The following is a 20,625-nucleotide window of genomic DNA, read 5'->3' as shown; positions in this document are numbered from 1 at the left end:
CCGACGGGCAACCAGGCCAGCCATGCCACAGGGACAAAAAATTTGGCATTGACTAACAAGCACACTGTTGAGTTCTCAAACAACCGACACACACCAACTCAGCACCACCCGACCGGGCAGAACCTCGCTTGGGGCAACCCTTCAACCTTACCAGGTCTTCCCCGGCTCCTCAACCCCGGCTGTTCGCCGTGGTCCAGTCGCCGTGGTCTTCCTCGTCGCGGGCAGAGAACACTCTACGCCATGCGGTGGAAGGGTTTCGACCCCGGGACCAGCCACCCTCGATCGTTCGAGGCGGTGTCTGTTCCTCCCTGTCGGGCCGACATCCAGAACATTACGCGGCGCCGCGCGACGAGGTCAAGCCGCTCTCCGGTGACCCGGCCCACACGGAGTCATCGCTCGTGGCTCGGCTCCGTACCCGGCGCCATCAGGCATCGATCCCCCGCGCGTCGTTCGCTGTGCAGGGTCGCCGGGCCGTCGCCGTCTCGCTCCCCGTGCCTCCCGTGCCTCCCGTGCCTCCCGTGCCTCCCGTGCCTCCCGTGCCTCAGGCTCAGCCGCTCGTGGCGAGGCGCAGGAGCACCCGGTCTCCCGGTCGGAGCTGCGCCGCGCGGTCGACGTCCCGCTCCCGGAGCACCCCGATGACGGGGTACCCGCCGGTGACGGGACGGTCCGCGAGGAAGACGACGGGACGGCCGTCGGGCGGGATCTGGACCGCGCCGCGCACGAGCCCCTCGGACGCGAGCTCCCCGGGGCGGCGGGGAACCGCCTGCCCGTCGAGTCGCAGCGCCACGCGGTCGCTGTCCGGCGTCACGGTCCGCAGCGCCCGCAGCGCGTGCCCCGCGCCGGGGAGGAACCAGTCGGCCCGCGGCCCGGGCAGCACCTCGAGGATCGCGCCCGCCCCCTCGCCGGGGCGGGGCGCGCCAGGCGGGAACCGCACGGGGGCCACGTCTCCCCACGGCCACGTGCCCGACGGCGCGTCCCCCACCCCGACGACGTCGCCCGGCCGCAGGGGTTCCGGTCCGAGCCGAGCCAGCACGTCCCGCGAGCGCGACCCGAGGACGGCAGGCGGCAGGAGGCCGCCCCGCACCGCGACGTACGTCCGGAGCCCGTGCGTCGCCAGGCCGAGGCGGAGGACCGCGCCGTCGGGCACCCGGACGGCGGCGTGCATGCCGACCGGGCTGCCGTCCACGCTCGCCGCGACCGCTGCCCCCGCGAGCGCGACGACCGCCCCGCCGGCGAACCGCACGGCGAGGCCACCGAGGGTGACCTCGATCGCCGCCGCCCCGTCCGGGTTGCCCACGAGCCGGTTCGCGAGCGCGTACGAGGCGCGGTCGGCCGCTCCCGACGGCCCGACGCCGACCGCGGCGAGCCCCGGGCGCCCGGAGTCCTCGACGAGCGCGAGAGGACCCGTCGCGAGCACCTCCAGGGCGCGCGGGGCCGGTGGCGAGGGGGTGGTGGCCCCGTCCTGCGCGTCCTCCGCGTCGCGCCCGGCTGCGCCGGGTTCCTCCGCGTCCCGCCCGTCGGGGTGCGGCCCGTCCGCGCCCGCCGCGCTCACGTCGAGCGGGTGCGACGCCCCGCCGTCCCGGGCGACGGCCGCACCGCTGCCCACGACCACGGCCGCGCGGACCGGAACGAACCGCACCAGCGCGCCGGGCGCGACGAGCGCGGGCGGGTCGCGGTCGACGTCGAACATCCGCGCGTCGGTGCGGCCGAGGAGCCGCCAGCCACCCGGGGACTCCCCCGGGTAGACGGCGGTGAGACCGCCCGCGAGCGCCACCGAGCCCGCGGGCACGCGGGTGCGCGGGGTGGCCAGGCGCGGGGCGGCGATCGCGGGATCGACTCCGGAGAGGTAGGTGAAGCCGGGCGCGAACCCGCCGAACGCGGCCTCGTACTCGCGGCCGTGGTGCCGCGCGACGACCTCCTCGACGCTCAGGCCCGCCCAGCGGGCGACGTCGTCCAGGTCGGGTCCGTCGTAGCGCACGGGGATCTCGACGACCTCCCCGGCGCGGGCGGTCGTGCCGGTCGTCGACGCCCGTCGCGTGGCCGCGCGCAGCCAGGCCCGGGCGGCGGGGACGTCCGCGGGCGTCGCGCAGCGCACGAGCACCGTACGGGCGGCCGGGACGACGTCGACCACGCCGGGCGGCGCGTCGCCCAGGGCCTGGTGCAGGGCGCGCACGGCGGCGAGGTCGTGCAGGTCGGCGAGCAGCGCGGCCTCGCCGTACGCGTGCACCGTCACCCCGCCGTCGATGCCGTCGATGCCGTCGATGGCGGCGGGGCCGACGGCGGCGGTCTCGCGGACCGGCGGCCGGGGAGCGGGCGACCCTCCGGCGGTCACGGCACGGCGCCCGCGCCCGCCGACCGGCCGTGCGCGGTGTCGACGAAGGGCCGGACCACGACCCCGGCCTCCTGGAGCGCGGTCCGCAGCGCCCCGAGGAGCCCGACGGCCCCGGGCGTGTCCGAGTGCACGCACACCGAGTCCGCCTCGACGCGCAGCGACGTGCCGTCCGCAGCCTCGACCGTGCCGGTCGTCACGAGCCGGACGACGCGACGGGCGACCTCGTCGCCGTCGTGCACGACGGCGCCCGGCCGGCCGCGCGGGACGAGCTCGCCCGTGGGGAGGTAGCCGCGGTCGGCGAAGGCCTCGCGGACGGTGGGCTGGCCCGCGGCGTCCGCGAGCCGCAGCACCGCCGAGCCGGGGAGCCCGACGACGGGCAGCGTGGGGTCGTAGGCGCGCACCGCGTCGACGACGGCCCGGGCCTGCGCCTCGTGGTGGACGATCGCGTTGTAGAGCGCGCCGTGCGGCTTGACGTAGCGCACGCGGTCCCCCGCGAGCCGGGCGAACCCGTCGAGGGCGGCGAGCTGGTAGAGCACCTCGTCCGCGAGCTCGCCGGGGTCCACGTCCATGAACCGTCGTCCGAAGCCCGCCCGGTCCCGGTAGCTCACGTGCGCGCCCACCCGCACCCCGCGCGTGGCGGCGTCCCGCGTCACGGTCCGCATGGTCGTCGCGTCGCCCGCGTGGAAGCCGCACGCGACGTTGGCGCTGGTCACGAGGCCGAGCAGGGCCTGGTCGTCGCCGAGGGTCCAGCGGCCGAAGCCCTCGCCGAGGTCGGCGTTGAGGTCGATGCGCGTCACGCGTCCATCATGCCCGGGACGCGCGCCCGGCGGGCCCGACGGCGAGGGCGGTCGCGCGGGCCACCGCGGTGGCACCGCGGTGCCACCGCGGTGCCACCGCAAGGTCCTACCGCGACGTCCCGCCGGAGGGCTGCCGCGGGGCCGGTCGCGCCCCGCGCGCAGACCACGGGCGTAGATTTCCTGGCATGCCGGACGACACCACCTCCGCCACGACGGCCGTGCGCCGCGCGACGACCGCCGACGCCGTCGCCCTCGCGGACCTGGCCGCGATCACGTTCCCGCTCGCGTGCCCGCCGGGCACGTCGCCCGACGCGATCGCCGAGCACGTCGCGACACAGCTCTCGCCCGACCGGTTCCGCGCGTGGGCCGCGAGCGCCGCGCACGCTCTGCTGCTCGTCGAGACGGTTGCGTCGCCCGGCGACTCGGCAGGCACGTCGGCAGGCGCATCGGCAGGCGCATCGGCGGGCACCGCGACGGGCGTCGGGTCGTCCGTGGCCGCGACCGGTCCGCTCGGGTACGCGCTCCTGGCACGAGGCGTCCCCGACGACCCGGACGTCGCGGCCGCCGTCGGACCGGGCGAGGCGGTGGAGCTGTCGAAGATCTACGTGCACCCCGCCGCGCAGGGCACGGGCGTCGCGAGCGTGCTCATGACCGCGACGACGGGGGCCGCGGCGCTGCTCGGGCCCGGGCTCCCCCTCTGGCTCGGCACGAACGGCCACAACGCGCGCGCCCAGGCCTTCTACCGCAAGCACGGGTTCGCCGTGGTGGGGGGCCGGACGTACGTCGTCGGCGGGGAGACCCATGCGGACGTCGTCATGGCCCTGCCCCGCCGCTGACGGACGGGAGGTCCCGGTCGGGCTCGGCCTGCACCCCGGAGGGCGCCCGACCGGGAGGTCGGTGGGCGGCCCGTGCGGGCCGCGGCTGCTCGGTGGTCGGTCGGTCGGTCGGTCGGTGGTCGGTCGCTGGCGACCGGTCGTCGACCGGTCGGCGGTGCCTCAGTGGTCGTGCGCGTCCTCGCCGTCGGCGCCCTCGTGGCCGCCCTCGTCGCCGCCCGCGTGGCCGAGGCCGAGGCCGCCGTCGAGCGAGTCGTCGGGGTGGACGGGCAGGAAGACGTGGACGTGGCCCTGGCCGCCGGCGGTCGAGCGCAGGTCGAGCTGGACGGCGGCGAGCCCCCACGTCTCGACCGCGCGCGTGCGCAGGTCGCCCGCGAGGGCGTACAGGTCCGGGGCCGCGGCGGGGTCGGCGCTCGCGGCGAGCCCGACGGCGTCGAGCGCGTCCCCGACGAGCTCGAGCGACGTGAGCATGCCGTTGCGGACGATGTTGTGCTCGGAGGAGCCGCTCGCGAGCGACTCCGTCTCCGCGACGAGGCCGTCCACCGTCGCGCGCCACGCGGTGACGTCCGCCGGGTCCGCGGGGACGGCGCTCGACCCGTCGACGGGGAGCACCGCGTGGAGGCCGCGCAGGACGGGGACGAGCTCGGTCTGGAGGTACCGGGCGTGGTCGATCGAGGCGACGAGGTTCTCGGCGTCGCGCGCCTCCTCGGCCGCCTCGAGCTCCGCGACGCGCGCCGGGTCGACGGCGAAGCCCTCCTCGTCCGGTGCCGCGCCGCCGCGCGTGAGCGCGACGACCGCCGCGACCACGACGGCCACGAGTGCGAGCGCGCCGACGACGAGCAGGACGCGGCGCCAGGGGTCGAGGCCCACGAACCACCGGCGCGCGCGGACGCGCGCCGGTGGCCGGGGTTCGGGGCGGCCGGCACCGCCCCGGTCGGCAGGGCGGGAGCGCGCCGGCGTCGTCGTCGGGCCGTCGGTGCGGCCGGAGCCCTTCCGGGCTCCTCCCGCCGGGGTCCGGGTCGTCGGCGTCCGTGCCGAGGTGCGCTGTGCCACCTGTCGCTCCTGTCCTGTGGTCGTCCCGCCGGGTGCGCCGGCCCAGCCCGCGGGCCGGGCCGGCGCAGGTGGTGGCCGGTGACGGGAGCGGGTCGCCCGTCACCGGCCCGCCGTCAGCCGCAGCTCACGGCGTCGTACGGCACCTCGATCTCGGTCGTGACGTCGCCGAGCGTCGCCGTGACCGTCGCCGTGCCCGCCTCGAACGACGTCGCGCGCGACGCGAACGACTGGTAGGCGTTGGCACCCACCTCGACCGCGCCGAACTCCTTGGAGCCGAACGGCGAGGTCAGGGTGACCGCGACGGGCGCCTCGTCGGCGTTCGTCGCGCGGAGGGCGAGGTACGCCTTGCCCGCGAGGCAGCGGGCCGAGGCGGTGACCTCGACGTCGACCGTGGGCTCGGGCTCGGACTCCGTCGTGAGACGGAACCAGTCGAACGCCACGGTGACCGGCGTCTCCTGCTCCGGGCCGATCGCCATGAGGCCGACCTTGGTCAGCGCGGCGTCGTTCGTGACCGGGTCGCCCAGCGGCGTCCAGCTCACCCCGCCGTCGCTGACCCAGCCCTGGTACGTGCTGCCCACCTTCTCGAGCCGCAGGTACCAGTAGCCCGACTCGGTCGAGTCGGCGAGCTCGAGCTGGCGGTTGCCGCCGTTGCCGAACTGTCCGCCCTTCTCCGAGACGAGCTCGGCGCCGAGGTTCAGCGCCGCGCCCGGGGCGTTCTTCGCGAGCACGTCGGCCTTGACGTAGTTGTCGTCGTCGCCGTACGCGATGAGGCCCGCGAGCTGCCACCGGTGCACGAGCGGCGCCTTGAAGCGCGTCTCGACGACCCAGTCGCCCTCCGGTGCCGTCTGGAGGACGAAGTTGCGCGGGTCGCCGTTGTCGCCGGCGTTGATGTCGCCCGGCTGGGTCGTGATGCGCAGCTCGCCGTCGGCGACGGCGACCTTCGACCCGTCGTAGCGCACGACCGCGTCCCAGCGGCAGCCGTCGAGGGCGTCGCCCTCGAACTCGTCGCTCGGCTCGCGCTCGCCGTCGTCCGACCCGTCGCCCGTGACGCGCACGTAGTCGACCCGGGCGACCGAGTCCGGGGCCGCCGTGTCGCCGCCGGCCATGACGCCGAACGTCGCACCCGGCTTCACGGGGGCGGAGCCTGCGAGCGCCGTCCACGTCTGGCCGTCGGCCGAGTACGCGGCCGTGATGGCGGAGCCGTCCGAGACGAGGCGCAGGTGGATCGTCGACGGGAAGTCCCCGGCGACGTTCGTCTGGCCGTGCCACGTGCGGGCGCCACCGGTCTCGGTCTGGAACTCGAGGAACCGGTTGCCGTTCTGGTTCTTCGTGAACGCGAGCTTGGTGTACTCGTCGTCGGTCACGTGGACCAGGAGGCCGGCGTGCTGCCAGTGCCGGGCGAGCGGGACGTCGAGCTTCGTCTCGAGCGTCCAGGCCCCGGCGGGTGCGGCCTGACCGAGGTAGCTGATCGGCCCGGTCACGGCCTCGTTGATGTCGCCCTGCACGACCGGCAGGACGGCGTGGCCGTCGGCGACGGTGATCGGCTTGCCGTCGGCCTGGCGGACGACGGTCCACCGCGGGTCGAGGGTGTCGCCGTCGAACTCGTCCGACGCCTGCGCGAGGCACTGCGGCGGGGTCTCCTCGCCGGGTCCCCCGGTCTGCGGGTCGTCGTCGAACACGAAGTCCTGGAACTCGACGGCGCTCGTGGCCGACGTGCTGTGCGCGGTGACGAAGAGCCCCACGTCCTGCACGGACGCCGCACCCGGGAGGGCCTGGGGCTCCCCGATCTGCGTGAAGTTCTCGCCGTCCTTGCTCCAGGAGGCCGTGTACAGGTCGCCGTCGCGCACGATCCGCACCCACGCGGGGTAGCTCGTCGAGCTCGCGGCGGACGACGTGGCGAGCTGGCCGGCCGCGTTGCCGCGGAGCCACTCGAACCCGCCGCTCGGGCGCATGCCCAGGGCCGCGTAGCCCGGCGAGCTCCCGACCTGCGTCACGTCGTTGCGGACGATGATCCCGGCCTTGGCGGACCCGTTCGAGTTGCCCTGGCTGTTGATCCTCACGGTCGCCGACCAGTTCTCGTCGGCGCCCTGCTCGCGGTAGATGGTCGAGTACTCGTTGGTGCCCTGCCACATGTTCGCGCCGCCCGACGTGATGAGGTACTTGCCCTCGGCGAGCTGCTCGAACGTCCCGTTCGCGTTGGTGAAGGTCTTCATGCCCCCGAAGAGGTCGCCGACCTGCGCCACGACGACGCGGGACCGCGTGTAGAGGCCCTTGTCGTTGGTCGCGACCGCGGTCAGCTCGTAGTTGTTGTCCGCCGTCACCTCCCAGGTGGCCTCGTACGGCGCCTCGGTGTCCGTCCCGATCGACTCGCCGTCGACGAAGAACTCGACCTCGGTGACCGTGTTCTCCGTGTCGTCGGCCTCGGCCGTGACCGTGATCTCGCCCTGCTCCAGGCGCACGCCCGCCTCGGGCGCGGTGATCCGCACCTTCGGGCGCGTGGTGCCGGAGACTCCCTTGCCGTCGGCCTCGACGAAGTTGAGGCGACGCTCGCCCGCGCCGGGGAAGACGACGTAGAGCGTGAACGGCTCCATCGGGTCGGTGACGTCCACGGTCACGTCGGTGAACGTGCCGAGGCCCGTCTGCGGGATCTGCGCCGTGCCGAGGAGCTCGCCGTCCGCGGCGTCGCGCCGCAGCTCGATCGTGCCCTCGGCCGCCGCGGCGACGCGCAGCGTGAGCGCCTGCACGCCGTACAGGCTCACCGGGTCGTACGACGCCCAGGCCCCGTTCGACCCCGTGATGACCGAGCCGCCGCCCTCGACGTCCCGGCTCGGGATCGTCGTGGTGCCGTCGGAGTCGGCGTGGAACTCCGCCTCCCGCTTCTTCGGGAAGATGAGCGTGGTGTCCGAGCCGGTGAGGGCCGGGACGTCGTCCACGCCACCGCGGTCGGTGTAGCGCGCGTCGATCACGTAGAAGACGTTCATGTCCTCGCCGTGGCCGCCGCCGAGGCTCGTCGCGACGGTCCCCGTCCGGCCGTGCAGCGGCTCGGAGGGGTGCGCGTGCGCGTCGTGGCCGAGCGCGGGCTGGATGATGACCTGCTCGTCGTCGATGGTCTCGCCGTCCGGCGAGTCCTCGGCGTCCGTCACGGCCACGTCCCACGTGATGTCGTCGCCGAAGGTGAAGAACGAGCCGGTGGGCGGCAGGCCGAAGTCGACCTCGGGCCGCGTGTTGCCGACCGTGATCGGCACGGTCGCCGTGCCCACCTTCCCGGCCGGGTCGGTCACCGTGAGGCGGGCGTCGTAGACGCCGTTCTCCGTGTAGGTGTGGCTCGGGGCGGCGGACGTCGAGTCCGTCGTGCCGTCACCGTCGAAGTCCCACGCGTACGTGAGCGCCTCGCCCTCGGGGTCGGTGCTCCCGGTCCCGTCGAACGACACCTCGAGCGGTGCGATGCCGGAGTCCGGCGTCGCGACCGGCTTCGACACCGGCGAGCGCGAGCCCGACAGGTAGTCGATGCGGTGCAGGCCCGAGTTCGGGTTGTCACGGCCGAAGCCGCCGCCCCAGTCGAGCACGTACATCGCGCCGTCGGGGCCGAACTTCGAGTCGATCGGCGCGAGGAACTGCTCCTGCGGGAGGAAGGGGTTGACCTTCTCGACGTCGGTCACGCCGGCCGCGGCCTCGGGGTCCTTGAGGTCGATCGTGTACATCTTGTTCCGGGCCCACTCGTAGAAGAAGGCCTTGCCGTCGTAGGACGACGGGAACTTCGTGTCGGAGTCGAGCTCCGGGTCGTACTCGTAGAACGGGCCGCCCATGGGCGCGAGGCCGCCGCCGGCGTTGATGACGCCGGGCACCGACGAGCGCTGGTAGCCGTACCAGAGGTCGGCCGGCTGCGCGGCGGGGAGCTCGGTGAGGCCGGTGTTCTTCACCGAGTCGTTGACCGGTGCGTCGCAGTCGAAGAAGCCGCCGACCGTGACCGGGCTCGTGCGGTAGTCGACGTCGCGGAACGGCTCGTTGTTCCCCATGCACAGGGGCCAGCCGAAGAAGCCCGGCTCCTTGATGAGGTTCCACTCGGCGATGCCCGCGGGGCCGCGGTTCGCCGGGTTGTCCGAGCCGTTGTCCGGCGAGTAGTCGGCGACGCCGAGGTAGCCCGTCTTCGGGTCGATGGTGAACCGGAACGGGTTGCGGAAGCCCATCGCGTAGATCTCGGGCAGCGTCTTCTCGGTGCCCGGGGCGAAGAGGTTGCCCTCGGGGATCGTGTACGTGCCGTCGTCCTCGGGGTGGACCCGCAGCACCTTGCCGCGCAGGTCGTTCGTGTTCGCGGACGTCGCGCGCGCGTCGTGGAACGTGCCGTCGCGCTCGGAGATCGGCGCGTAGCCGCCGGACGGCTCGGAGTGCGGGTTCACGTCGTCGCCCACGCCGATGTACAGGTCACCGGTCTCGTGGTCGACGAGCAGGCCGCCGCCCGTGTGGCCCGGCTCGTCGGGCAGGCGCCCGGCCGGGATCTCCATCAGGACCTTCTCCGACGCCGGGTCGATCACGGTCGCGCCCGGGCCGTCCGACGACACCGTGAACCGCGAGACGCGGTTGAAGAAGTTCGCCGGGTCGGAGTCGTTCGAGCTCGCGGGCGAGTAGTACTGGTACAGGTACCCGTTCTCCGCGAAGTCCTTGTCGAGCGCGATGCCGAGCAGGCCGTCCTCACCGCCCGAGTACACCGGGAGGGTGAGCGCCGTCGTCGTGTTCTGCGTCCGCGGGTCGTAGACCCGGACCTGCCCGCGCACGAGCTCGGTGTAGAACACGCGGCCGTCGGGTGCGACGTCCATGCCGAAGGGGGCGCTCGTGTTGGAGTCGAGCGCGACCTTCTCGAACGAGCCCCAGTCGGTGCCGCCGCAGTCGCCCTCGGCGAGGCCCGCCGCCCACTGCACGCCGCCGACGACGTGCTGCACGAAGTCGGGCTCCTGCGTGTAGTGCGCCCCGAAGTGGCCCATGCCCGTCATCCAGGCACGACCGCCGTCGTACGGCTTGCACCACGAGATGGGGTGGTCGTAGCCCATCTTGTTGCCGCCCGCGTCGTACGTCGTCTCGTCCATCGTGGCGAGGACGTGCGCGCTGCCGCGGACGTTGGCCGAGAAGTTGTACCACTCGTCCGCGCGCGTCCAGCGCTGGGACAGGTGCTCGGTCGACGGGTGCGTGCGGTCCTCGACGCGGACCGTGCCGGGCAGGCCGGGGCTGTTGCCCGTGGCGGCGTGACCGGGCATGAGCGCTCCGATCATGTCGTCCCACCACTGGTAGCTGCCGCGCATGTCGGTCGCGTTGTGGATGGCGACGATGCCGCCGCCCGCCTGCTGGTAGCGCTCGAGCGCGGCCTTCTCGTCCGCGTTCCACGGGTCGCCCGACGTCTGGAACATGACCAGGGCGTCGTACTGCGCGAGGTTGTCGTCGGTGAACACCGAGGAGTCCTCGGTGTGGTCGGACTCGATGCCGACCTCGGCGAACGCGGCCTCGAGCACGGGCGTGCCCTGCGTGATCGCCTCGGTGTGCCGGAACTGGGTCGTCTTGGTGAAGATGAGCACCTTGTGCTCTTCCTCCGCGGGGACGGGGTCGTCCGCGGCAGCAGCCGTCGTGACGGGCGCAAGCGTGAACGCGAGCGCCCCGACGGTCAGTGCGGCGGCGACCGATCTCGCCCTGCGTGGGCGTCGTGCAGTCATCGTGGTGCCTCCAGGGGCATGACGTGCGGGCCCGGACGTCGTCGTCCGGGCAGGGTGGTCGTCATCCCGCGGCGTGCCGGCGCCGGCGGTCGTCTGCGACTACGGCTACGTGCTCTCCGGCTCGGGCATCAGTCCCTTCAGGTAGGCGAGGCCATCGACGGCGATGGCGTCCTGGGTCGGCGCCAGCGGGCGCCAGATCGAGGCGGCCGTGGCGATCGTCGCGTTCTCGGCGGTGAAGGACTCGATGACGAGCGGTCCGTCGTAGCCGGTCGCGTCGAGCGCGGCGAGCAGGCCGCGCCAGTCGAGGTGGTCGGTGCCGGGTGCGCCGCGGTCGTTGCCGCACACCTGGACGTGCGCGATGCGCTCGCCCGCGCGTGCCACCGCGGCGGGCAGGTCCGTCTCCTCGATGTTCATGTGGTACACGTCGAGCATGAGGCCGATGCCGGCCGCAGGCAGGCGCCGCACGACCTCCAGCCCCTGGTCGACGGTGTTGACGAGGCTCGTCTCGTAGCGGTTGAGCGGCTCGAGCCCGACGACGACGCCCGCCGCCATGGCGTGCTCCACGACCGGGGCGAGGTGCTCGGCGAGCTCCTCGTAGGCGGCCTCGCGCTCGGCCGGGCCGAGGCGCCACGTGCGCCCGACCGACGCGTACGCCGGGCCGCCGATCACCGGCGCGCCGACGGTGCGCGCGACGTCGACGACGTGGCGCAGGTAGTCCTGCGTCGCGCGCACCGTCGCGGCGTCCGTGGCGACGAGCTCGCGGCCCTCGCCCATGACGAGCGAGACGCTCGCGCCGAGACCGTGGTCGGCGAGGACGGCGGCCGCCGTCGCCGGGTCCCAGTCCCCCGGGTTCTCGACGGGCAGCTCGAGCACGTCGAAGCCCCACCTCGCGACGCGCGGGGCGATGTCGCGCAGCGCGACGTCGGTCAGGGGCGACGTCCACACCCACGTGTTGACGCCGAGCGCGCGCCGGCGCACCGGGGCGGGCGCGCCGTCGGGCGGGAGCAGGTCGGCCGCGCGGCGCGCGGGGGTCGGGCCGGGAAGAGCCACGTCGCTCTCTCTCGTCGGGTCCGAGCACTCGGCCGTCCCGCCCGCGTGCCCGACGCCGCGGCGCGCCCCCGTGCGGGAGGTGCGCCGCGCCGTCGGGCGGGCGGGCGGGGCGCCCGGCCGGTCGGACGGCGACCGGGCGGCCCCAGGTGGTCCGGCGCGCGGCCGGACCGGGGTGGTGCTGGCGTCAGCGGTCGGTCCAGGCCTCCGGGAACCCGGGCAGGTCCTCGCCGCCGAACTTGGCGTAGTGCAGGGACGGCATGTCCTTGTTCGCCTCGAGGTAGGCGTCGAGGTCCTCGGCGACGACCGGGGACTGCGGGAGGACCCACTCGGACGGCACCTGCTCGCCGGCCCAGATCATCTGCGCCGCGAGGACCGGCGTGCGCCACTGGAAGTTGGAGTAGACGGCGCCGATGGCGGTCATGTCCGTGTCCTTCCACTTGCGCAGGAAGCTCATCTCGTCCTCGCCCATGAAGACGGGGTACGGCTTGCCCGCGTCCTCGAACGCCTCGACGGCCGCGACGGCGCCGTCGCCGGCATCCATCCAGATGCCGTCCACGTCCCCGCGCTGGAGGTACTGCGTGACGATGTCCTTGATCTTCGCGCCGTCGCCGCCGGTGAACTCGGCACCCACGACCTCGAGCTCCGACTCGGAGAAGATCTTGTCGGCCGCGGCCCAGCGGTTCTCGAGCACGTCGACGCCGGGCAGGATGCGCAGCGCGAGGACCTTCGAGCCGGGCTCGAGGTTCTCGACGAGGAACTCCGCGCCGTCGGCGCCGTACGCGTAGCCGCCGATCGGGTGGATGAACGTCACCATGCAGTCGGTGTTGACGCCGCGGTCGAACACGATGACGGGCTTGCCCGACTCGCACGCCGCCTCGACGGCGGGCGTGAGGGTCGCCGTCGTGGACGGCGAGATGACGATCGCGTCGCAGTCGCCGGCCTCGACGAACGCCTGGATGTCGGAGATCTGCTTGTTGTCGTCGTCGGCCGCGTCGGAGACGCGGAACTCGCCGATCACGCCCTCCTCGGTGAGGACGTCGACCTGCTGCTGCATCGTGATGAACCCGGTCACGCGCCACGGGTTCGAGACCGACGCGTTCGAGAAGCACAGCGTCTTGCCGCCGCCCTCGCTCGCGAACTCGGCCGTGTCCACGTACTCGGGCTCGATGGCCTGGAGCCACGGCTGGTCGGCCGGGCCCTCGGGCACGACCTCGCGCTGCGCGAGCTGGCGGTCGTAGTCCGCCTGGACGAACCACTCGGAGTCGGCGCCGCCGGACTCCTCGCTCGCGGGGCTCTCCTCGGCCGAGGTCTCCCCGCCCGTGTCGGTGGGGGTGTCGGTCGTGCAGGCGGCCGCGAGGAACAGCGTGGCCACCGCCGTGCCGGCCAGGAGTGCTCGTGTACGTCGCATGTCCTTCTTCTCCTTGGTGAGACGTCGTCGTCCCGCAACGTGCGGGGAAGGGGTACAGCTCGGGTGCCGGCGCACGGTCGTGCGCGGGGGTCCGGCAGGGGTCGTGCGCGGGGTGGTCGCGCGGGCGGCGTCGCCGGGCGCGCGGGGCTCAGGCGTTCGCGGGGGCGGGCTCCTTCGGTGCAGGGGTCGGGCCCGCCGCCGGCGGGGCGTCGGGGGTGGACGAGCGGCGCCGCGACCGGCGCGGCAGCGCGGCGTAGGCGACGGCCGCGATGATGATCACGCCCTGCACGGCGGGGCGGATCGTCGACGGGAGGCTGAGCTGGTTGAAGAGGGTGAACAGCGCCTCGAGCGTGAGCGCGCCCGCCATCGCGGCGATCACGGTCCCCCGCCCGCCGCCGAGGACGACGCCCCCGAGCACGACGGCGGTGATCGCCATGAACTCCAGCCCCTGCCCGACCTGGGCGGTGACGCCCGCGTAGCCGCCGATGAGGACGGCCGCGACGGTCGCCATGAAGCCCGAGAGGAGGAAGGCGCGCGTGCGCACCCACCACACGGAGCCGCCCGCGTAGCCCGCCGCGACGTCGTTGTCCCCCGTGGCGACGAGCGTGCGGCCGAACGGGCGGCGCATGAGCAGGGCCGCGGCCACGCCGAGCACGACGACGACGAGCAGCGCGTACGGCACCTGGAACTGCCCCGGGTTGTCGGGGATGCCCCCGCGTCCCCACTGTCGGAAGCCGTCGGTGAGGGCGCCCGTGGGTGCGCCGCCGGTCCAGAGCCGGATCGCGCCGTAGAGCACGAGCATCATGCCGAGCGTCGTGATGAACGACGGCACCTTGAGCAGCGTCGTGACGAGACCGTTGACCAGCCCGACCGCGAGGCCGAAGACGACCATGAGCGCCATGACGGGCCAGGTCATCGAGTCCTCGCCGTCCATGAGCTTCGCCGCGATGACGACCTGGGCTCCGACGAGCGAGCCGACCGACAGGTCGAACTCGCCGGAGACGATGACGAAGTACTGGCCGATCGCGAGGATGATCAGCGGCGCGGCCTTCTTGACGAAGGCCATGAGCGACATCGGCTCCCCGAACGACGGGTTCATCACGAGGATCGCCACGAAGACGAGCACGAGGAGCGCGAACACGGTCCAGCTGCCGCCCGCGGTGAGGCGCTCGAGCCAGCCGGCCCGCGGCGCGCGCGCCGGGATGCTCCGGCGCGTGGTGTCGGTGGTCATGCGGACGCACCTCCGGTGCGGGTCGGGCGGAAGCGGGCCCGGCTGCTCGCCGGGTCGATCTGGCGCCGGGCGTACAGGGCGACGGCGGCGATGATGATGACGCCGCGCAGCACGTCCTTGAAGAACGGGTCGACGTCGAGCACGTTGAACACCGTGTCGAGCACGGCGAGGATCAGCACGCCGCCCACCGTCCCGACGACCGAGCCGCGGCCGCCCATGAGGAGCGTCCCGCCGAGGACGACGGCGGCGATCGAGTCGAGGTCGAGGCCGTAGGAGTAGACGAGCGCGTTGCCGGTGCCGAAGCGCGCGGCGATGAGCAGGCCCGCGATACCCGCGCAGACCGAGCACAGCACGTGCGCGAGGACCAGGGTCCGGTCCGTGCGGATGCCCGAGAGCCGCGCCACGTCGGTGTTCCCCCCGACGGCGAACATGTGGTAGCCGGGGCGGGTGCGCGTCAGGAGCACGACACCCACGACCGCGACGAGCAGCATGACGATCGTCGAGACCGGGACCGGCCCGACGCGCGTGTACCCGAACATCTGGAACGAGGCGGGCACCTCCCCCGCCGGGCCCTTGAACTGCGTGTCGAGGTAGCCCTTGATGATGAGCCCGACGCCGAGCGTCGCGATGAACGCGTTGACGCGCAGCTTCGCGATGACGAGCCCGTTGACGAGGCCGACGACCGCCGCGACGCCCACCGCCGCGAGGACGCCGAGCCAGACGCGCGACGGGTCGCCCGCCATCGTCGTCGCGCCGACGATCGAGCTGAGCGCGACCACGTAGCCGACGGACAGGTCGAGCGAGCGGCACAGGATGGCGAACGTCTGCCCGATCGCGACGAAGCCGAGCAGGCTCGTCTGCGTGAGCATGTACGCCGTGTTCGCCGTGCTGAACAGGTTGCCGCCGCCCACGGCCACGAGGACGCCGGCGATCACGAGGATCCCGACGAGGGCGAGGTAGACGATCTCCGTCGACCCCAGCCGGCGGCGGCGCGCGGGCGCGCGGCGCGCGGTGGGGGCGGCGGTCGCGACCGCGGTGCTCATCGGTGCTCCTTCGGGCCGTCGGGGGCGTGCGGGGCGCTGCGGGGCGCGGTCCCGGGCTCCGCGCCCGGGAGGTCGTCGGCGTCGGCGAGGGCGCCGAGGTCGACCTGGACGTGCTCGCCGGAGGTGTCCTCGCCCGCGCCCGTGGCGAGCGCCATGACGGTCTCCTCGTCGCTGCCCGCGGGGAGCTCGCCCGCGAGGCGGCCGTCGCGCATGACGAGCACGCGGTCGGCCATGGCGACCACCTCGGGGAGCTCGGACGAGATGAACAGGACGGCGACGCCGTTCGCCGTGAGCTCGCGCATGAGGTCGTAGACCGCGCGCTTGGCGCCCACGTCGATGCCGCGCGTGGGCTCGTCGAGCACGATGACCTGCGGGTCCGTGACGAGCCACTTCGCGAGGACGACCTTCTGCTGGTTGCCGCCCGACAGGTACTGGACCTCGGCCTCCTGCGAGCTCGCGACGAGCTCGAGCGAGGAGAGGATGCCCGGGATGCGCCTCGCGCGTCGGTCGGCCTGGCCGGGGACGACGGCGTCGAGCACGAGGCGCGCGTTGGCGAGGATCGACTGGCCCAGGGCGAGCCCCTCGGCCTTGCGGTCCTCGGTCACGAGCGCGAGACCGGCGCGGACCGCCTGGCGCGGCGAGCGCACGTCGACCGGCTTCCCGCCGACGAGGACGCGGCCGCGCGTGAAGCCCGCGATGCCGAAGACGCCGTGCGCGATCTCCGTGCGCCCCGAGCCCTGCAGCCCGGCGAGCGCGACGATCTCGCCCGCACGGACCTCCAGCGACACGTCGTCGACCTGGGTGTTGCCGACGCCCTCGAGCGCGAGCCGCACCTCGCCCGGGACGATCGACGGGTCCTTGTCGGGGAAGTACCCCGCGAAGTCGCGGCCGACCATCGTGCGCACGAGCCGGTCCGGGTCGATGTCCGCGGTGGGGGTCGTCAGCACGTGGTTGCCGTCCTTGAGCACCGTGATGGTGTCGCAGAGGTCGAAGATCTCCTTGAGGCGGTGCGAGACGTAGAGGATCGCGACGCCACGCTCCTTGAGCCGGTGCACGAGCTCGTAGAGGAGCTCGACCTCCTGGTCGGCGAGCGCCGCCGTCGGCTCGTCCATCGAGATGATGCGCGCGTCGTAGGAGACGGCCTTGACGATCTCGACGATCTGCTGCTGCGCCACGGACAGCGAGCCGACGCGCGTCCACGACGCGAGCCCGGTCAGCCCGAGCTCGGTGAGCAGGGCGGTCGTGTCCGCGTGCATGCGCCGCCGGTCGACGAGGCCCGCGCGGCGCGGCTCACGGCCGAGGTAGACGTTCTCGGCGACGGACCGCTCGGGCAGGAGGTTGAACTCCTGGAACACCGTCGACACGCCCGCGTGCTGCGCGGCGAGGGGCGAGGCGAACGTCGTCGTCTCACCGTCGAGCTCGAGCGTGCCCGCGTCCGGGCGGTGCACGCCCGCGATGATCTTCATGAGGGTCGACTTGCCTGCGCCGTTCTCGCCGACGAGCGCGTGGACCTCGCCCGGACGCACGTCGAGGTCGATGTCGCGCAGCACGGAGTTGCCGAAGAACTCCTTGCCGATGCCGCGCAGGCGCAGGAGCGGGCGGTCGTCGCCCTCCCCCGCGGCAGGCCGCGGCTCGCGCGTCGTCGTCGCGGTCACGACGCGACCTCGACCCAGCCGCCCGTCCGCACCGACGCGGCCACGGCGTCGGCGAGCCGCGCGGCCCGCAGGCCGTCGTCGAACGTGGGCAGGCCGTCCGGGACGCTGCCGCCGATGGCCGCGGCGGTGTCGGCGACGAGCGCGTCGAAGCAGTCCTGGTAGCCCTGGGCGTGGCCCGCGGGGAGGCGCGAGTACCGGGCCGCCGCCGGGGAGAGCGCCTCGGGGTCGCGCACGAGGAGGCGCGACGTGGTGCGCCGGCCCTCCCAGAGCGTCTCGGGCTGCTCCTGGTCGAACGCCAGGGTCGACTCCGAGCCGGAGATCTCGAGGTAGAGCCGGTTCTTGCGGCCGGCCGACACCTGGGAGATCACGGCCGAGCCGAGCGCGCCACCGTCCGTGGCGTACTGGAGCGTCACGGCGTCCTCCGTCGCGACCTCGTGCACGACGCCGTCGGCGCCCCGGCGCTGCGGGTTCACCGTGGCCGACTGCGCGACGAGACGCACGATGCGCTGGCCCGTCGTGAACTCCAGCAGGTCGCAGAAGTGGGAGCCGATGTCGCCGAACGCGCGGCTCGCGCCGCCCAGCGCGGGGTCGACGCGCCAGTTGTCGTCGGAGTCGCGCAGGAGCCAGTCCTGCAGGTACGAGCCGTGCACGAGCGAGACGGTGCCCACCTCGCCGCGGCGCACGCGCTCGCGCGCCTCGCGGACCATGGGGTGGAAGCGGTAGGTGAAGGGCACGACGGCGACGCGGCCGTCCAGGTCGCGCGCCGCGGCCGCGAGGCCGGCGAGCTCGACAGCCCCCGCGACGTCGGTCGCGAGCGGCTTCTCGCACACCACGTGCTTGCCGGCGGCGAGCGCCGCGCGCGCCAGGGGGACGTGCAGGTGGTTGGGCGTGCACACGTGCACCACGTCGACCTCGGGGTCGGTGAGCAGCTCCTCGACCGTCGCGACGGCGCGCTCGGCACCGAGGCCCGGCGCGGCCGCTCGCGCGATGTCGAGGTCGGCGGCGGCGACGCTCACGACGCGTCCTCCGCCCGTGCGCACGGCCCGGGCATGGACCCCGCCCATGAACCCGGTGCCGAGGATCCCGGCGCGGTACCCGGCGGCGGGCAGTCCGAGCTCGTCGGGGCTGCTGGCGGGGAAGGTGCTTCGGGCGGTCGAGGCCCCTGGCGTGGTCGCTCCCGGGAGGGGCGTCTCCGGCTCCAGCACCGGGGTACGCACGTCCTGCGCGACGTCGTCGGCTCGCATGGATGACAACGTAGGGGCACTTATGTCGAGGGTCAAGCAAAAGCCGGACATTGATCGTCACGGTTAGATAACCCAAGCCGCGAAACAAATGTGAAGGCTCACACGGCCGGTCCGGACGCGGGCACGCCACCGCCCCCGGCCGTCGGACGACCGGGGGCGGTGGCGTGTCGGACTGCCCCCCACCCGCCGGGCGGCACGGCCGACCGGCGGGGAGACTGCGGTGCTACTTGGTCGAGAACGCGGCGTCGAAGGCCGCCTCGGGCGCGTCGAACGCGTACTTCTTGACGAACTCCAGCGCCTCGGGCGCGCCGACGAGACGGTCCATGCCCGCGTCCTCCCACTCGACCGAGATCGGACCCTCGTAGCCGATCGTGTTGAGCATGCGGAACGCGTCCTCCCACGGCACGTCGCCGTGGCCCGTGGAGATGAAGTCCCAGCCGCGGCGCGGGTCGGCCCAGGCCAGGTGCGAGCCCATCCGGCCGTTGCGGCCGTTGTGCATCCGCTTCTTCGTGTCCTTGCAGTCCACGTGGTAGATGCGGTCCTTGAAGTCCCACAGGAAGCTCACCGGGTCGAGGTCCTGCCAGACCATGTGGCTCGGGTCCCAGTTGAGGCCGAACGCCTCCCGGTGCCCGATCGCCTCGAGCGTGCGGACCGTCGTCCAGTAGTCGTACGCGATCTCGCTCGGGTGCACCTCGTGCGCGAACCGGACGCCGACCTCGTCGAACACGTCGAGGATCGGGTTCCAGCGGTCCGCGAAGTCCTGGTACCCGGCGTCGATCGCCTCCTGGGACACGGGCGGGAACATCGCGACGTACTTCCAGATCGCCGAGCCGGTGAAGCCCACGACGGTCTTCACGCCCAGCTTCGCCGCGAGGCGCGCGGTGTGCTTCATCTCCTCCGCGGCACGCTGGCGCACGCCCTCGGGGTCGCCGTCGCCCCACACGACGTCCGGCAGGATGTCGCGGTGGCGCTGGTCGATCGGGTCGTCGCACACCGCCTGGCCCTTGAGGTGGTTCGAGATCGCGTAGACCTTGAGGTCGTACTTGGCCAGCAGGTCGAGCTTGCCCTGGACGTACTCGTCGTCGTCCCAGCGCCAGGGGTCGAGGTGGTCGCCCCAGCACGCGATCTCCAGGCCGTCGTAGCCCCAGCCGGACGCGAGGCGTGCCACCTCCTCGAACGGCAGGTCGGCCCACTGCCCGGTGAAGAGGGTGATCGGTCGTGCCATGGTCGTGTCTCCTTCGGTCGTTCTCGGTTCGTGCCCGGGGTCACCGGGCGGACGTCTTGGTCAGGGAGCGGGGCTCGTCGCCCGCGGCCTCGTCGGCGCCGGACGCGCGCGCGCGGCGCCGCACGACGACGTAGCCCCCGGCGAGCAGCAGCGCGGCGACCACGGCGACGGCGACCCACACGAGCGCGCTCGTCGAGCCCTCGTCCGTGGCGGTGCCCTCTTCCGCGGCGCCGTCGCCCGCGGCGTCGTCACCCGCGGCGGCGTCGTCGCCGGCCGCGTCGGCACCCGCCGCGTCACCCTCCGCGCCGGCGGCGTCGCCGTCCTCCTGCGCCGCCGCGTCGTCGCCCTCGCGCGGGGCGGGCTCCGGCAGCGGCACGACGTCGACCTGCGCCGTCGCGGTGGCCTCGGCGGGGTGCGTGATCGTCGCGGTGAGCGTCCAGTTGCCGTCGGCGAGGACGCCCGGGTCGGACGTGTACCAGCCGACGCCCTCGGACGCCGACCGCAGCGTGAGGGGGCCGACGGTCTCGCCGGCCGCGGACTCCCCCGTCACGGAGACGTCGGCCGCCTCCTCGACGGGGTGGCCGTCGACCTTCCACGTGAGGTTCGCGGAGACTCCGCCCTGGCCGTCCGTGCCGAGCGAGATGACGACGTCGCCGCCGTGGGCGCCGGCCGGTGCCGCGCCGACGAGCGCGAGCGCGCCGCCGAGCAGGACGCCCAGCGCCGCGGTGAGGAGCGCGCGGGCACGGAGCCGCGCGGGGGCGGTCGTCCGGCGGCGCAGCAGGAGCCGCGTGCCGCCCGGAGGCCGGGGGCTGGTGCGCTGGCGGTGCGTAGGGGACATCGGGTCATCACCTCGTCGTGGGTCCGTGTGCGGTGGGGGCGGCGGTCGTCGCCGGTCCCCCGGGGTGCCCCGGCGCCGGGCCGGAGCGCCCGTTCCCGGGCGCCGGGGCCGGAGACCCGGAGGTCCCCGTCGTGCTCGTCGTGCGGGCAGCGTACGGTCGGCCCGGCCGATGGGCCGCCCGGACGCCCGAGCGCCCGCGCGCCGAGCGCGGTGCCCG

At 74.0% G+C, this 20,625-nt stretch carries 13 protein-coding genes; 1 reads left to right on the top strand and 12 read right to left on the bottom strand.

The window, feature by feature from the left end; translation table 11 throughout:
- Positions 1-547: 547 nt before the first annotated feature.
- Complete coding sequence (locus tag ABIE39_RS10810; RefSeq protein ID WP_354051696.1) at positions 548-2,332, bottom strand: 5-oxoprolinase subunit B/C family protein; 1,785 nt, start codon at positions 2,330-2,332, stop codon at positions 548-550.
- Positions 2,329-3,129, bottom strand: coding sequence for a 5-oxoprolinase subunit PxpA (locus tag ABIE39_RS10805; protein ID WP_175009941.1), 801 nt, complete (start codon positions 3,127-3,129; stop codon positions 2,329-2,331). Before ABIE39_RS10805 ends, ABIE39_RS10810 begins: the two co-directional genes overlap by 4 nt.
- 185 nt (positions 3,130-3,314) lie before the next feature.
- Here ABIE39_RS10805 and ABIE39_RS10800 point away from each other — a divergent pair, with 185 nt between their 5' ends.
- Positions 3,315-3,965, top strand: coding sequence for a GNAT family N-acetyltransferase (locus ABIE39_RS10800; RefSeq protein ID WP_354051694.1), 651 nt, complete (start codon positions 3,315-3,317; stop codon positions 3,963-3,965).
- Between the two features lie 159 nt (positions 3,966-4,124).
- Here the strand turns inward: ABIE39_RS10800 and ABIE39_RS10795 are convergent, their stop codons facing one another.
- The 10 genes from ABIE39_RS10795 to ABIE39_RS10750 all read right to left on the bottom strand — a co-directional run bounded on the left by ABIE39_RS10795 (position 4,125) and on the right by ABIE39_RS10750 (position 20,408).
- Complete coding sequence (locus ABIE39_RS10795) at positions 4,125-4,832, bottom strand: hypothetical protein (RefSeq protein WP_354051693.1); 708 nt, start codon at positions 4,830-4,832, stop codon at positions 4,125-4,127.
- Positions 4,833-5,128: 296 nt separating this feature from the next.
- On the bottom strand, positions 5,129-10,714 hold the full coding sequence (locus tag ABIE39_RS10790; protein WP_354051691.1) for a ThuA domain-containing protein: 5,586 nt from the start codon (positions 10,712-10,714) through the stop codon (positions 5,129-5,131).
- Between the two features lie 105 nt (positions 10,715-10,819).
- Positions 10,820-11,764, bottom strand: a complete 945-nt coding sequence (locus ABIE39_RS10785) for a sugar phosphate isomerase/epimerase family protein (protein WP_354051689.1) — start codon at positions 11,762-11,764, stop codon at positions 10,820-10,822.
- A gap of 184 nt (positions 11,765-11,948) precedes the next feature.
- Positions 11,949-13,172: a substrate-binding domain-containing protein gene (locus ABIE39_RS10780; protein WP_209829612.1), complete on the bottom strand. Its 1,224-nt coding sequence runs from the start codon at positions 13,170-13,172 to the stop codon at positions 11,949-11,951.
- A gap of 148 nt (positions 13,173-13,320) precedes the next feature.
- Positions 13,321-14,403, bottom strand: a complete 1,083-nt coding sequence (locus tag ABIE39_RS10775; protein WP_175009945.1) for an ABC transporter permease subunit — start codon at positions 14,401-14,403, stop codon at positions 13,321-13,323.
- Positions 14,400-15,446 carry an ABC transporter permease subunit gene (locus ABIE39_RS10770; protein ID WP_175009946.1) on the bottom strand — a complete coding sequence of 349 codons (1,047 nt, stop codon included), beginning with the start codon at positions 15,444-15,446 and terminating at the stop codon, positions 14,400-14,402. The genes ABIE39_RS10775 and ABIE39_RS10770 overlap by 4 nt, the downstream gene beginning before the upstream one ends.
- On the bottom strand, positions 15,443-17,101 hold the full coding sequence (locus tag ABIE39_RS10765) for a sugar ABC transporter ATP-binding protein (RefSeq protein WP_083385120.1): 1,659 nt from the start codon (positions 17,099-17,101) through the stop codon (positions 15,443-15,445). The genes ABIE39_RS10770 and ABIE39_RS10765 overlap by 4 nt, the downstream gene beginning before the upstream one ends.
- Positions 17,098-18,345 (bottom strand): Gfo/Idh/MocA family oxidoreductase, encoded by a 1,248-nt coding sequence (locus tag ABIE39_RS10760; RefSeq protein WP_175009947.1) that lies wholly within the window; start codon positions 18,343-18,345, stop codon positions 17,098-17,100. Before ABIE39_RS10760 ends, ABIE39_RS10765 begins: the two co-directional genes overlap by 4 nt.
- Positions 18,346-18,568: 223 nt before the next feature.
- Positions 18,569-19,570: a TIM barrel protein gene (locus ABIE39_RS10755; protein ID WP_175009948.1), complete on the bottom strand. Its 1,002-nt coding sequence runs from the start codon at positions 19,568-19,570 to the stop codon at positions 18,569-18,571.
- 40 nt (positions 19,571-19,610) lie between these two features.
- Positions 19,611-20,408 carry a hypothetical protein gene (locus ABIE39_RS10750; protein WP_175009949.1) on the bottom strand — a complete coding sequence of 266 codons (798 nt, stop codon included), beginning with the start codon at positions 20,406-20,408 and terminating at the stop codon, positions 19,611-19,613.
- Positions 20,409-20,625 lie beyond the last annotated feature (217 nt).

The sequence above is a fragment of the Cellulosimicrobium sp. 4261 genome (assembly GCF_040546915.1).
Taxonomy (GTDB): Bacteria; Actinomycetota; Actinomycetes; order Actinomycetales; family Cellulomonadaceae; genus Cellulosimicrobium; species Cellulosimicrobium cinnabarinum.
This window is presented reverse-complemented; position numbering and strand designations above follow the sequence as displayed.

Coding starts and splice junctions, on each gene's coding strand:
- ABIE39_RS10775 (WP_175009945.1), bottom strand. CDS start 14,403: ATGACCACCGACACCACGCGCCGGAGCATCCCGGCGCGCGCGCCGCGG.
- ABIE39_RS10790 (WP_354051691.1), bottom strand. CDS start 10,714: ATGACTGCACGACGCCCACGCAGGGCGAGATCGGTCGCCGCCGCACTG.
- ABIE39_RS10760 (WP_175009947.1), bottom strand. CDS start 18,345: ATGCGAGCCGACGACGTCGCGCAGGACGTGCGTACCCCGGTGCTGGAG.
- ABIE39_RS10800 (WP_354051694.1), top strand. CDS start 3,315: ATGCCGGACGACACCACCTCCGCCACGACGGCCGTGCGCCGCGCGACG.
- ABIE39_RS10750 (WP_175009949.1), bottom strand. CDS start 20,408: ATGTCCCCTACGCACCGCCAGCGCACCAGCCCCCGGCCTCCGGGCGGC.
- ABIE39_RS10780 (WP_209829612.1), bottom strand. CDS start 13,172: ATGCGACGTACACGAGCACTCCTGGCCGGCACGGCGGTGGCCACGCTG.
- ABIE39_RS10770 (WP_175009946.1), bottom strand. CDS start 15,446: ATGAGCACCGCGGTCGCGACCGCCGCCCCCACCGCGCGCCGCGCGCCC.
- ABIE39_RS10755 (WP_175009948.1), bottom strand. CDS start 19,570: ATGGCACGACCGATCACCCTCTTCACCGGGCAGTGGGCCGACCTGCCG.